Raw genomic sequence first — 13,261 nt, 5'->3', positions numbered from 1 at the left:
ACGAAGGGGAACCGTCCGTGCAGTTCGAGGTGTGGGCACCAGAGGCAGACCGTGTGACGCTCCATCGCGAGGGCGCCACGCGCGCGTTGGAGCGCGATCCCGAGCGCGTGGGGTGGTGGAGCGGCGAGGCGGAGGCGGAGGACGGCACGCGGTACGGGTTCGCGGTGGACGACGGCCCGCCGCTGCCCGACCCGCGCTCACGCCGGCAGCCGGACGGCCCGGACGGGCTGAGCGCGGTCGTCGACCACGAGCGCTACGCGTGGCGTGCCGCCGCGTGGCCGGGGCGCCCGCTGCCGGGCGCGGTGCTCTACGAGCTGCACGTCGGCACGTACACGCCCGAGGGCACCCTGGACGCGGCGGCCGACCGGCTCGGCCATCTCGTCGAACTGGGCGTCACCCACGTCGAGTTGATGCCCCTGTGCCCGTTCCCCGGCCGCAACGGCTGGGGCTACGAGGGCGTCTCCCTGTGGGCCGTGCACGAGCCCTACGGCGGCCCCGAGGGGCTCAAGCGGTTCGTCGACCGGGCCCACGGACTGGGCCTGGGTGTCGTGCTCGACGTGGTGCACAACCACCTCGGCCCGTCCGGGAACTACCTGCCCGCGTTCGGCCCCTACTTCACGGACACGCACCAGACCCCCTGGGGCAGTGCCGTGAACCTGGACGCGCCCGGCTCGGACGAGGTGCGCGCGTTCCTCCTGGGCAGCGCGCTGGCGTGGCTGCGCGAGTACCGGATCGACGGGCTGCGGCTGGACGCGGTGCACGCGCTGCAGGACACGCGCGCGTGCCACTTCCTGGAGGAACTGTCGGCCGCCGTCGACACGTTGGCGGCCGAGACGGGCCGGCCGCTGTTCCTGGTCGCCGAGTCCGACCTGAACGACCCGCGTGTGGTCACCTCCCGCGCGGAGGGCGGCTTCGGGCTGCACGCGCAGTGGAACGACGACTTCCACCACGCCCTGCACACCGCGGTGACCGGTGAGTCGCAGGGCTACTACGCGGACTTCGCGCGGGCCCCGCTCGCGGCGATCGCCAAGACGCTGACCCACGGCTTCTTCCACGACGGCACCTATTCGAGCTTCCGGGACCGGCACCACGGCCGCCGCCTCGACCGCACGCGCGTGGCCGCGCACCGCCTCCTCGGCTACAGCCAGACCCACGACCAGGTCGGCAACCGCGCCCAGGGGGACCGCCTCTCGGCCTCCCTCTCCCCCGGGCTGCTGGCCTGCGCCGCCGCGCTGACCCTGACCGGGCCCTTCACGCCGATGCTGTTCATGGGCGAGGAGTGGGCGGCGGGCACGCCCTGGCAGTTCTTCACCGACCACACCGACCCGGACCTCGCGGAGGCCGTACGGCAGGGCAGGCGGCGGGAGTTCACGTCGCACGGCTGGGCCGCGGAGGACGTACCGGACCCGCAGGACCCGGCGACCCGCGACCGCTCCTGCCTCGACTGGTCGGAGCCGGAGAACGAGCCCCACGCGCGCGTGCTGGCCTGGTACCGCCGGCTCATCGCCCTCCGGCACGAACAGCCCGACCTCACCGATCCCGACCTCACCGACACGAAGGTGGCCTACGACGAGGACGCCCGCTGGCTCGCCCTGCGCCGCGGGGACGTACGCGTCGCCGTGAACCTCGGCAAGGAACCGGCCGCGATCCCCCTGGGCACGCGTCCCGCGGAGATCCTGGCGGCGTGGGAGCCGGTGGAGGCGCCGGGGGCGGACGGGTTGCTGCGGCTGCCCGGGGAGTCGTGCGTGGTGCTGGCGCAGGCGTAAACGCTTGCGCAATCGCTTGCGGACGGCCGACGTAAACGCTTGCGCAATCGTGTGCGTAAACGCTTGCGCGAGCGTTTACGTGCTACAACTCCCCCTCCCCGTCCCGTAGTTCCGTCACCCGCTCCAGCAGGATCGCCTCCCAGGTGCGTCGTAGCTGGGTCCTGAGGAGCGGGACGGGACCGGCGTCGCGGCCCTTGAGCTGGTCGGCGAGGCGGACGACGGTGTCGCAGCGGGCGAGCCAGAGGCCGCGCAGGCAGGGGCGGGCGCCGTAGCCGGCGAGGGTCGCGGCGCGTACGGCGGCGGGCGAGCCGACCGCCAGGGCGAGCCCTGCGATGTCCTCGGCGGGGTCGCCGAGGGTCGCGTCGGTCCAGTCCAGGACGCCGCGCACCCGGCCGTCGGTGCTCACCACGAGGTGTTCGCCCTTGAGGTCGTGGTGGACGAGGACCGCGGTGCCGGGCTGGGCGGCGAGCTGGATCGCGCCGGGCTGGGTGAGCTGGTGGAGGCGTGCGGCCTCGAACTCGTCGGCGGCGGCGAGGCGTTCGGCGGCCTGCCCGGCGGCGCCGCGCAGTGCCTCCAGGGAGCGCGGTGCGGTGCGCGGGATGCCGAGCGACTCGGCCTGCCGGACGGGCACCTCGCGCAGCCCGGTGAGCAGCCCCGCCAGGTCGGCCTCGCCCACGGCGGAGACGTCCTGGTCCTCGCCGGAACAGCCGGGCACCTTGGTGTCGAGCGTGTAGGTGAGCCCGGGCGCCCACTCGCCGTGCGCCACGCTCGTCGGAACCGCGACGGGGAGATACGGCCGTACGAGGTCGCGCAGGCGCAGTTCACGGCGTTGCCGCACGGTGGCCGCACGGTTCGGGGCGAGGCGCAGGACATGGCGGGAGCCGACCCACCAGGTGGCGTGCTCACCGCCCTCGGCGACGGGCCCGATCTCGGGTCCGGCACCGTCGGCCGTACCGTCCTTGAGCAGGGAACGGACCAGTTGGCGGACGGTGTCCGCGGTGGGTGTCGGTGCCTGGGTCATGGTCGCGCCGTCGCCGTTCGGGGTGTCGGGGGCTCCTGGTCGTCGTCAGTCCACCAGGGCCAGCTCGCGGTCCGTGTTGTTGAGCCGGCGGCCACCGTGCTCGGTCACCGTGACGATGTCCTCGATGCGCACCCCGAAGCGGCCGGGCAGATAGACGCCGGGCTCCACGGAGAAGCACATCCCGGGCACGAGGGGCTGTTCCTCGCCCTCGATCATGTACGGCGGCTCGTGCGTGGTGACGCCGATGCCGTGGCCGGTGCGGTGGATGAAGTAGGGGCCGTATCCGGCGTCGTCGATGACCGCGCGGGCGGCGCGGTCGACCTCCTGGCAGGCGACTCCGGGGCGCACCGCGCGGAAACCGGCCTCCTGGGCCTCGCGGACGAGGTCGTGGACGCGCTGTTCCTCGTCACTGGGTTCGCCGACGTGGACCGTGCGCGAGGTGTCGGAGCCGTAGCCGTCCTTGAGGCCGCCGAAGTCGAGGACGATCATGTCGCCCTGCTGGATGACACGGTCGCCGACCTCGTGGTGCGGGTTGGCTCCGTTGGGGCCCGAGGCGACGATCGTGAAGTCGACCTGGGAGTGCCCGAACTGCCGGAGCAGATCGGCGAGATCGGCGCCGACGTCGGACTCGCGGCGGCCGGCGAAGGGAACCTTCCGGATCTCCTCGTACGCCGCGTCGGCGGCTGCTCCGGCGGCCGCCATGAGGTCCAGTTCCGCCGCGTCCTTCACCGCGCGCAGCATCGGCAGGGCGTCGGTGAGGGAGGCGTAGGTGGTGTCGGGCAGCGTCTTCTGGAGGCCCAGCAGGTGCATGGACCAGGCGTTGTCGCTGATGCCGAAGCGGCCCGTCGCGTCGAGGAGCGCGGCGGTGGCGGCGTAGGGGTCCTTGCCGTCGGTCCAGTCGCGCAGGGTGAGGGCGTCGGCGCCGGGCGCCTTGGCCGCGTCGGGGGCCTCCAGGGTGGGCACGACGAGGACCGGGGAGCGGCCGGGGGCCAGGACGAGGACGGTGAGCCGTTCGGTGATCGCGGTGGGCGCGTAGCCGGTGAGCCACACCAGGTCCGGTCCCGGAGCGACCAGGAGCCCCGCGAGACCGGCGTCGGCGGCGGCGTGCGCGGCGCGGTCCATGCGGGCCCGGTAGTCGGCGGCGGTGAAGGGCGCGGGCGGGCTACCGGTCATTCAGGCCTCCGAGGACGGACGGAACGGGGCTACGGTCAGCATCCTGCCCGGACCCGGGGGGCCACGCGAGCCGATCGGCGGGACTTCCCCGGCCCGGGCATCGCCTTCGGGGCTGTCCCGGCCGACGATCGGCGTCACGTCGTAGGCCGCTTCCAAGGGGACGCACGATGTGGTGTCAGACGACGTACCCGGGGACCACGGTGAACTGCTGGAAGCCTCCGCTGTGGTGCCGCACCGTGATCGTGACCTCGTCCCCGGGGTGGGCACGCGCGACCGCGCGCGCGAGGTCGGCCGCCGAGTCGACCCGGGTGCCGCCGAACGTGAGCAGGACGTCGCCGCGGATCAGGCCGGCCGTGTAACCGGGCCCGGGCATGTGGACGCCGACGATCAGGGCGCCCGCCTTCTCGGCGTCCACGGCCTCCACGCCGAGTGACGCGGCGGCGGAGGCGGACGACGGCGACGGGCTCGCGGAGGGCGCGGGCCGGCCGGTGGGACGGGTCGCCGGCGCCGGTTGCCCGGCCGCCTGGCGCTGCGTCTCGGCGAGTTTGCTCAGGCCGATCACCGTGGCGCCGACCGTGCCGAGCCCGACCCCCGACAGCACCAGGACGGTCCCGACGAACAGGCCGGACAGCAGGGTCATGAGCCGTCGGCCGCGACGCCGCGCGGCGTGCGGGCGCCGGGTGGGGCCGGGCTTGGTGCCGTCGCCGGGTTCCTGACCGGGCATCGGCTTGGGACGCAACGCAGTCTGTTCCATGGATCGCCTCCGGCAGATGCTCTACCCGGCGCACCGGCGCGCGACGTGCCACGAACGAGTGAGACTGACCGAGGGTCAGGAGTGGAAGCGATCGCATCTCCCCTGTCCCGTCCTCGCTCGCGCACGACTTCGAGCAACTGGGCGATCGCCGGCAGGCATTGCGAGCCCAGCACCTCTACGCCGCTCTCCAGGACACGGCATGGGACCGCGTCCCGGCGCGGCTGACGCGGGCCCGCCCGGAGCGCGGGGCGGGTCAACTCGCGCGGGCAGACAGGACGTTGGCGGCCCTGCGGGAGATCCTCGCCGCCCCGCCGACGGGATACGCGGCGAGGCGGGTCGAGGACCTCAGGGATCTCGGTTGAGGGGCTGTCAGCTGTAGGGCAGCGCCGGTACCCGGTCCGGGACGAAGCCGTGGGAACGGCTCGCCAGGTACGCGGACTTGTAGCGGTCGACCTCGCGGTGCCAGTTCAGGATGCCCGCCATCCAGTGCTGGAGGTCGGTCACATAGCCCCGCATGATCTCGCGTGCCTCGTCCGAGAGGTCGAAGTCGTCGTAGACGATGGGCAGTTCGTTCTCGGCGACATGCTCGAACTGGTGCATGCGCTGCGTCATCAGGTCGTGGACGACGCCGAGTGCGGTCGGGTAGTCGATGCCGAAGAAGTTCTGCACGACGAGGATCGCGTTGTGGACCTCGCCCTCGTACTCGATCTCCTTCTGGTAGGAGAAGACGTCGTTGAGGAGGCAGGCGTAGTCGATGGCCGCGTTCTCCAGGGCGCGGACGGGGCCGGTGCGGTAGACCTCGGGCGGGACCTTCGGGCCGTGGCCCATGCGGCACATGCTGAGGGTGAGGTCGGAGCCGAAGGTGGCGCGGCGCATCTCCAGGTAGTCGATCGGGTCGGGGACGCGGTGCTGGATCTGGTTGGCCAGCTCCCAGACCCAGCTCTCGGTCATCGTGTTGATCGCGGTCTTCAGGGTGCGCCGGTCGCCCAGGGGCATCTCGGCGGTGGTGAGGGCCCACAGGTCGATGAGCCCGCGTTCCATGCCGTTGACCGGCACGATGACCGCCGGTCCCTCGATGGGCATGCAGTCCGAGAGGCGGGCCGTGGTGACGCGGGCGGCGGCGAGGTCGCCACGGATGCCGTAGACGAGGGGGTAGTAGTCGTCACCGTAGGTCCCCCAGGCGAGCCAGCGGGAGCTGAGGTCGAGGGCCGCCTCGGTGGCGTCCGGGTCGATGCCCGCGGAGCAGAGCGGGAGGTCGGCGGCGGCGAGTTTCTCCTCGTCCCAGACGCCCTCCTCCAGGATGCCCATCGCGTGTGCCCAGTCGACGAGGCGGAGGCGGGCGCCGTCCAGGTGCGGGCTCAGCTCGACCTCGAACGGCATGTAGAAGTCGGGGAGTTGGGAGGGGCCGACCTTCTGGAAGGGGACGTGCGTGTAGGCGCGCAGCCGTTCGGCGCCGGCCGCGGCGAGCAGGGCGCCGATGTCGGCGGCGGAGGTGCCGATGCCGGTCGGTCCGTTCAGCGACGAGTTGTCGAGGGCGCCTTCGTTCATGTAGCGGCTGGAGCGCAGGTGCCATTCATGGCCGCCGGACTGCCAGTCCTGGAGGCCCTGGGCGTAGGCGGCGACGGCCGCGACCTCGTCCGGAGTGAGACCTTTCTCCAGGGCCACGGCGGGCACCTCGGTGAACGCGGTGTGCTCGAACTGGTGGAGCCGGGAGGTCAGCACGTCGTTGACGGTGTCGGCGGCCTCCTGGGTGGTGCAGCCGAAGAAGGTCTCCAGGACGAGCACGCCGTTGCTCAGCTCGCCCTCGTCCTCGACCTCCCGCTGGTAGGAGAAGAGGTCGTTGCGCAGGTGGACGCCGTCGGAGAAGGTCTCCATCAGCACTCGCAGCGGCCGCTCCTCGGCGACGGACGCGGGCACTTCGGAGGTCGCGTACTCCACCAGGCCCGCGGACCAGGGCGCGCCGCCCACCTTGCGGCGCATCTCGATGTACTCGACGGGGTTGGCGACCCGCCCCTCGTTGATGTTGGACAGCTCCCACAGGGACTCGTTGAGCAGATGTTCGGTGGAGACGGCGAAGCGGCGGCGCCACTCGACGGACATCGAGGGCACGGTGCGCGCCCACAGGTCGGCGAGCCCCGCCTCGACCGGATTCTCCGGCTCCGGTACGGGAGTCGAGAGGTCGAGCGGCATGAACAGCGGCAGCCGGTCCAGGTAGGCCTTGCCGCCCGCGCGGTCCTGGCTGCGCTTGAAGGTCTCCAGGAAGTGGTCGTCGAAGAAGAACACCCACACGTACCAGTCGGTGATCAGCGACAGGTCGGGCCCGTCGCAGTCGGGGTGGGTGTAGGCGCAGAGCAGGCCGTAGTCGTGCGCGTCGAGGTCGGCCTGCTCCCAGATCCCGGAGCCCTCCAGCATGCCCATCTCGCGGGCCCACGTGGAGGAGTGGGCGCGGGCCTCGTCCAGATGCGGATTGAGGCGCGCGGGATACGGCATGTAGAAGTGCGGGAGTTCGAACGGCTGGGTCATGGCCGGGCCCTACCCGCGCCCCTCAACGGCCATCCCGGGCGGGGGACATGATCACACCATCGCGTGAATCAGCGGCGAACCCATGCGTTTTCCCCGCGTCCTGTGACGTTCGCTCCCCCGCACTCCCTCCACCGTCTAGGGAAAGCGCGGAACGAGTTCCTCGCCGACCCAGGCGAGCGCGTCCGGCAGCGCCTCCGTGGCCACGGGCAGCCACAGGGACGCGGAGACGAGCCCGGCGTCGGACAGCCGGCCCAGTTCGTCCCGGACGCTCTCGGCACTCGCGTCCTCCCCGCCCAGCGGCCGGCCCGGCACCTTCACCGCGGGGGTGAACCCGGGCGGCACCAGGAACAGACCCGCCGTCAGCTCCAACGTGCCCGGGTCGCGGCCCACTTCACCGCCGAGCACGTCGAGCCGCGCCCGCACTCCGGTGAGCGCCTCCGCGTCGACCCCGGAGCCGTGCCACGCGTCGCCGAACCGCAGGGCCCGGCGCAGTGCCGCGTCGCCCTGTCCGCCGATCCACACCGGCGGACCGCCCTCGGTGCGCGGCAGCACCCCGAGCCGTGGCGAACCCTCGCCGCGCCACAACTGCCGTACGGCGGCGAGCTGTTCGTCCATGCGGTGGCCCCGGCCCGCGAACGGGACGCCTACGGCCGCGAACTCCTCGGCGTCCCAGCCCGTACCGACGCCGAGCGTGAATCGTCCTCCGGAGAGCCGGTCGAGGGTGGCGGTCTGGTGGGCCAGGACGAGCGTGTTGTACAGCGGCAGGACCAGGATGCTGGTGACCAGCCCGATCCGTCGGGTCGCCCCGGCGATCGCGGCCAGCAGGACCAGCGGGTCCGGGGTCACGCCCAGGTCACCGGCCACCGCGTGACCGTTCGCGAAGACATGGTCGAGGCCCAACTCCTCCGCCCTGACGGCGGTTTGGAGGACCTCGTCCAACTCCCCCTCCCCGTCGGGCCACAGCCGGTGCGGTGCCACTCCGATACGCATCTCGGTCGTACTCCCCTCGTGCGACGCCACGTCCGACAAGAACGCCAGTGACCCGAGCCAACTACACGGCGGGCGCCGGGGACACCCCTCGCACCTGGATCAGCGCATGCGTGCCGCCCGTACGCCAGCGCTGTCCCTCCGCCGCGACCAGCGCGGACTCCGTGGAGGCGTCCAGGCCCGTGATGACATCGGACTTGAGGGTGCGCAGGGCGGCGACCGGGCCCGGGAAGTACGCGGTGACGTCGGCGAACGGAGTGGTGGGGGCCCAGCGGCGATCGCCCACCAGGCGACGGTAGTTGAGGTCGCCCTTCACGATCGTCAGGGTGGCCCCGGCGAACTCGGCGCGGAGGTCGGCGGGCATCTCGGCGTACGGCAGCGGGGCGCAGGAGAAGGGGTGGGCGCGCACGGTGAGACGGCCGTCCGCCATCGCCGACCAGAGGCGGCGGCCGTACGCCGCCGCCGCACCCGGCGCGCCGACGAGCCGGTGCAGGGCGTCGACCACGTCGGCGGTCGTGGCGTCGGAGACGTAGTACGGGTGCGGCTTGATGTGCAACACCGCGCGTTCGATACGCCGTTGGTCGAGGAGGTGGGCCAACAGGAGCAGATCGGGGATGAGTTCGCGGCCGGCGTTGTCGGCGACGAGGCAGAGGGTGCCGGGGCCGGGGAGGAGTGACCAGAGCAGTTCGCTGTCGTCGGCCACAAGGGCCGGCACCGGGGCCTGCGACTCGGCCGGCTCAGCGCCCGCGCCCCCGTCTGATCCCGCTCCCGCTGCCGAGAGGCGGAAGCCGAGGTCCGCGCGGTTTCCCCAAAGGGAGCCGTGCAGAAGGGAGTTGGCGCGTTTCTCGGGCGGCTTGGCCTCAAGCTCGTCGAGTGCGGCGAGTTCCTCGTCCGTCTCGGGGGCGTCGAGTTCGGCGCGCTTGGCGGGGCGGAACGGGTCGATGCCCTGCCAGGCGCCGGGGCCGAAGTAGCCGACGGCGTCGAGGAGTTGGCGGTAGAAATAGCTCTCGGACCAGAGCCAGGGCACGTCGTACCAGGACTGTCCGGCGTAGGTGTCGGTGCCCCACGCCGCCCATTGGTCATGGTCGGGGGCGTCAAGAGGGAGGGGTTCGATCGTGCCCTCGGTGCAGTTCTTCAGGAGGGCGTCGAGGGCGCGGTGCTGCCCGGGGCCGTACGGGAAGGCGTCCCGGACCTGTTGGATGATCGCGGGGTGCCGTTCGGCCAGCACGCTGCGGGGGAACGAGCCGGGCTCGTTGCCGAGGATCACGGGCGCGGTGGGGGTGTCGGGCATGCGCCTCACCGTACCGGGCGGGTCAGTCGGTCTCGATCTCCCGCTCCAGGCGCGCGGCGAGGCTGAGATAACGGGCGCGGCGCGGGACGGGGACCAGCCCGCGGATCACCAGGTGCCACATCTCGGCCGTTCTGCGGGGCTGTAACGCCACCGGTTCCAGGGTGCGGCCCAGGACGCGGATGCCGACGAAGAGGCCGACGAGCGTACGGGCCACGGCGTCCACGTCGGTGTCGGCGTGTGCGTCGGCCTCCGCGACGGCGCCCGTGAGTTTGCGGGAGGCGATGTCCAGCCACTCGGCGAAGGGGTGCGGCATCGGGGGCCGTACCTCGATCTCCCCCGCGGCGAGCCGGAGTCCGGCACGTGGGATGGGGCCGTCGACGGCCAGCCGCGTCATGCCGAAAGTGACACGTATCAACGTCTCCAGTGAGGAGTAGCCTCTGCTGTCCATCTCCGTGGAGATCTGGCGCGAGGCCTTGGCCTGCATCTCCAGGATCGTGTGGGCCAGGTCTTCTTTGGCCGCGAAGTGGAAGTACAGGGCGCCCTTGGTGACCTGGGCTTGGTCGACGATGTCGCTCAGGCTGGTGGATTCATAGCCCTGCCGGTCGAACAGCTCGGCGGCGGCCGTGATGATCGTTGTGCGGGTCTGTTCGGCCCGTAGCTGCCTCGCCATCGACTGAAACACTCCCGATGAAGGAAAAACAACGGCCCATGCCGTTTTTTGTTACCCCCTGTACACAGTAGCTCACCGTCCGGCGGTGTCGACCTTGTACCCGAAGACCACCAACACCCCTCACGTTCCCATCACTTGCGTCTCTCTGTCACCCCTGCCCCGGCTCTTGACCACTTTCGGTTGCTGTGGCACGTGTCAGCGCCACTTCCCGGCCAAACAGAAGACCGACCGCCCTGGCGAGGCAGCTCCGAAGAAGCGCCTTGCCGTACGGGTCAGTCGGTCGGTTTCTGTGGATCCCCTGTGCCGCCGGACTACCGGGCGGAGGGTACGTTGCCGCTGCCGGTGCTCACGGCCCGGACCGTCTTGGCCGCGTCCGCGAGACCGGCGCCGCAGCCGCCGGAGCAACTGCCGGGCAGGGCACGGGCGTTGGCCTTGATGGCCGCCTCGATCCGCGCCGGGGTGAGCGCGGAGTTCGCCGACTTCATGAGCGCGACCAGGCCCGCGATGTGCGGGGTGGCCATGCTGGTGCCCTGGTAGTAGGCGTACGACTCGGTGGACGGCGTCTTCGTGCCGGAGTTCAGCGTGGAGTAGATGCCGTTGGCGGTGCCGGTGCCGGTCTGGCCGCCCGGGGCCGAAATGTCCACGCCGGAGCCGTAGTTGGAGTAGGACGCCCTGGCGCCGGCGCGGTTGGTGGCGGCGACCGAGATGACGTTGGCGCAGTTGCCCGGGGAGTGGTTCGCGACGTTGTCGTTGTCGTTCCCCGCGGCGACGACGACCGTGGTGCCGCGGTTCACGGCGGCGGTGATCGCGCTCTGGGTGGCCGAGGTGCAGGCGCCGTCGCCGCCCAGGCTCATGTTGATGACCTTGGCGATGTTGCCGTTGGCGGGGACGCCGGAGACGCTGCCGCCGGACGCCCAGGTGATGGCGTCGATGATGTCGGAGTCGTAGCCGCCGCACTTGCCGAGGACGCGCAGCGGGGAGATCTTCGCGCCGTGGGCGATGCCCGCGATGCCCTTGCCGTTGTTGGTGGCGGCGGCGATGGTGCCGGCCACATGCGTGCCGTGCCAGGAGGAGTTGCTCGCCCCGATGCCCGCGCCGCACTCGTTGGCCGCGTAGTGGTCGCCGGGGTCGGCCGGGTTGCCGTCGCGGCCGTCGCCGTCGGCCGAGACGGTGGTGTCGCCGATGAAGTCGTAGCCGGCGACGATGTTCGCGGCGAGGTCGGAGTGGGCGACGTAGCCGGTGTCGATGACGGCGACCGTGACACCGCTGCCGGTCGAAGTCGGCCACGCGGCGGGCACGTTCATCCCGGCGGTGGACTCGAAGAGGTCCCACTGCTTGCCGTACCCGGTGTCGTTCGGGTCGGCCTGCGGGGTGTTCAGCCGGTCCGGTACGACGTAGGAGACCTGCGGGTCGGACCTGAACTCGGCGATGACGTCGGCGACTTCGGTCGTGCTGCGGGCGTCGCCGAGGCCGACGAGGGCGGCGCCGGTGCCGAGGCGGCGCTGGAAGTCGACGCTCTCGCCGGTCTCCTCGCCCTTGGCGGTGGCGTCGGCCTCGGCGGCGCGGTTCGAACTCGCCTCCGCGGCACCGGACTTGTAGCCGACGATGAGGCGCTCGGCGAGGGTGCCGGGGGCAGCCTCGGTCTGTCCGGGCAGGGCGGGTGCGGCGGCGCGGGTGGGGGGCACCTGGGCGACGGCGACCGCGTTGACGGCCGTGACGAGGAGGGCCGAGGAGACCGCGGCGACGGATATCAGGGTCCGTCCGGTGGGGAATGCCGTGGGAGTGCGCAAGGGCTTGCCTTTCGTGGCCGTACTCCAAGCAGCGCGGAGCGGCGGTCGATGCGCTTCGCCGTCGAAGCGGTGGGGGGTCGAACCCGAGAGCGCCGGGCGCGGGCGGCCGCCTCGAAAGGGGTTGCCTATGGGTCAGCTGTGGTCAAACGATAGGCAAAGAGAAGGCCATGCGGATACGGGGGAAACCCTCGATCGGGCCGGAAACCACCCCTGAATATCGTGCCGTTGACCGGGTGCGTCCCGAATCGCGGCAGGGGAACGGACTGAACGCGCCGGGCCCGCTTCGCGTATTGCACGAACAGACCGTTGCCGCCCCCGGCCGAGGAGACGTTCCGGATGTCCCGGATGACCGCACATCGCACTGCCATGGCGGCCGCCGCCATGGCCCCGCTGCTGCTCACCGTCTGGGCGGCGGGTCCGGCGCAGGCGCACGGGGCGCCGACGTATCCGGTCAGCCGGGTCTACGCCTGCTCGCCACAGGGCGGCAGCGCGGCCGGGTCGACGGCCTGCACGGCGGCCGTGGCGGCGAACGGGGGGCCCTTCACCTTCTGGGACAACATCCGGGTCCCCGACATCAACGGCCGGGACCGGCAGCTGATCCCCGACGGGAAGCTGTGCAGCGGTGGCCTGGCCGACTACAAGGGGCTGAACCTCGCGCGCACCGACTGGCCGTCGACGCGGCTGACTCCGGGGGCGAAGCTGACGATGACGTACGCGTCGACGATCGCGCACACCGGGACGTTCAAGTTGTATCTGACGAAGGCCGGTTACGACGCGTCGAAGCCGTTGACCTGGTCCGAGCTGCCGACGACGCCGTTCGCCGAGGTGAAGGACCCGCCGCTGACCGGCGGCGCGTACCGCATCAAGGCGACGCTGCCGACGGGCCGGACCGGGCGCCAACTGATCTACACCATCTGGCAGAACAGCAGTACCGAGGACACGTACTACTCGTGCTCGGACGTGGTGTTCCCGGGCGGCAGCACCGCTTCTTCGTCCTCCTCGAAGGAGACAGCCGCCTCGAAGGACAAGTCGGCGAGTCCGTCGTCGTCCACGGCCAAGTCCCCTACCGCCGCGAGCCCTTCGGCGAAGGCCGGTGAATCGGCCACGGCGCAGAAGGCGTCCCCGGCCGAGGAGAGCACCGCGCCGGGCAGCAGTCCGGTGGCGTCCGACACCGACGCCGCGTCCAGCGGTCCTTCGGCGCCCATGGTGGCGGGCGGCGCCGCCGCGGTGCTCGTCCTCACCGGGGGCGCCGCCCTGGCCCTGCGACTGCGTCGACGCTGAACTCC

The 13,261-nt window shown here is 71.9% G+C and carries 10 protein-coding genes and 1 pseudogene; 3 read left to right on the top strand and 8 right to left on the bottom strand.

What is annotated here, in order from left to right:
* Nucleotides 1–17: 17 nt before the first annotated feature.
* Complete coding sequence (gene treZ / locus OG407_RS38675; protein ID WP_405864505.1) at nucleotides 18–1,766, top strand: malto-oligosyltrehalose trehalohydrolase; 1,749 nt, start codon at nucleotides 18–20, stop codon at nucleotides 1,764–1,766.
* Nucleotides 1,767–1,848: 82 nt separating this feature from the next.
* Here the strand turns inward: treZ and OG407_RS38670 are convergent, their stop codons facing one another.
* From OG407_RS38670 to OG407_RS38660, 3 genes are all read right to left on the bottom strand, one after another.
* Entirely contained in the window at nucleotides 1,849–2,787 is a 939-nt protein-coding gene (locus tag OG407_RS38670; RefSeq protein ID WP_405864503.1) for a phosphotransferase family protein, read from the bottom strand.
* A gap of 45 nt (nucleotides 2,788–2,832) precedes the next feature.
* Nucleotides 2,833–3,960 carry a M24 family metallopeptidase gene (locus tag OG407_RS38665; protein ID WP_405864501.1) on the bottom strand — a complete coding sequence of 376 codons (1,128 nt, stop codon included), beginning with the start codon at nucleotides 3,958–3,960 and terminating at the stop codon, nucleotides 2,833–2,835.
* A gap of 175 nt (nucleotides 3,961–4,135) precedes the next feature.
* Nucleotides 4,136–4,714, bottom strand: coding sequence for a PDZ domain-containing protein (locus tag OG407_RS38660; protein WP_405864499.1), 579 nt, complete (start codon nucleotides 4,712–4,714; stop codon nucleotides 4,136–4,138).
* 158 nt (nucleotides 4,715–4,872) lie between these two features.
* Here OG407_RS38660 and OG407_RS38655 point away from each other — a divergent pair, with 158 nt between their 5' ends.
* Nucleotides 4,873–5,076: a hypothetical protein gene (locus OG407_RS38655; RefSeq protein WP_405864497.1), complete on the top strand. Its 204-nt coding sequence runs from the start codon at nucleotides 4,873–4,875 to the stop codon at nucleotides 5,074–5,076.
* A gap of 7 nt (nucleotides 5,077–5,083) precedes the next feature.
* Here the strand turns inward: OG407_RS38655 and cyc2 are convergent, their stop codons facing one another.
* From cyc2 to OG407_RS38630, 5 genes and pseudogenes are all read right to left on the bottom strand, one after another.
* On the bottom strand, nucleotides 5,084–7,237 hold the full coding sequence (gene cyc2, locus OG407_RS38650; protein ID WP_405864495.1) for a germacradienol/geosmin synthase Cyc2: 2,154 nt from the start codon (nucleotides 7,235–7,237) through the stop codon (nucleotides 5,084–5,086).
* Between the two features lie 135 nt (nucleotides 7,238–7,372).
* On the bottom strand, nucleotides 7,373–8,227 hold the full coding sequence (locus OG407_RS38645; protein ID WP_405864493.1) for an LLM class flavin-dependent oxidoreductase: 855 nt from the start codon (nucleotides 8,225–8,227) through the stop codon (nucleotides 7,373–7,375).
* Between the two features lie 61 nt (nucleotides 8,228–8,288).
* Nucleotides 8,289–9,515 (bottom strand): damage-control phosphatase ARMT1 family protein, encoded by a 1,227-nt coding sequence (locus tag OG407_RS38640; RefSeq protein ID WP_405864491.1) that lies wholly within the window; start codon nucleotides 9,513–9,515, stop codon nucleotides 8,289–8,291.
* Between the two features lie 22 nt (nucleotides 9,516–9,537).
* Complete coding sequence (locus tag OG407_RS38635; RefSeq protein ID WP_405864489.1) at nucleotides 9,538–10,185, bottom strand: ScbR family autoregulator-binding transcription factor; 648 nt, start codon at nucleotides 10,183–10,185, stop codon at nucleotides 9,538–9,540.
* A gap of 332 nt (nucleotides 10,186–10,517) precedes the next feature.
* A pseudogene (locus OG407_RS38630) lies at nucleotides 10,518–11,975 on the bottom strand (S8 family peptidase); the annotation flags it as partial.
* A gap of 336 nt (nucleotides 11,976–12,311) precedes the next feature.
* Between OG407_RS38630 and OG407_RS38625 the strand changes: the two are divergent.
* Nucleotides 12,312–13,256, top strand: coding sequence for a lytic polysaccharide monooxygenase (locus tag OG407_RS38625; protein WP_405864487.1), 945 nt, complete (start codon nucleotides 12,312–12,314; stop codon nucleotides 13,254–13,256).
* Nucleotides 13,257–13,261 lie beyond the last annotated feature (5 nt).

The sequence above is a fragment of the Streptomyces sp. NBC_01515 genome (assembly GCF_045040345.1).
Taxonomy (GTDB): Bacteria; Actinomycetota; Actinomycetes; order Streptomycetales; family Streptomycetaceae; genus Streptomyces.
The sequence above is the reverse complement of the archived record's forward strand: the minus strand, read 5'-3'. Positions and strand labels throughout refer to the sequence as shown.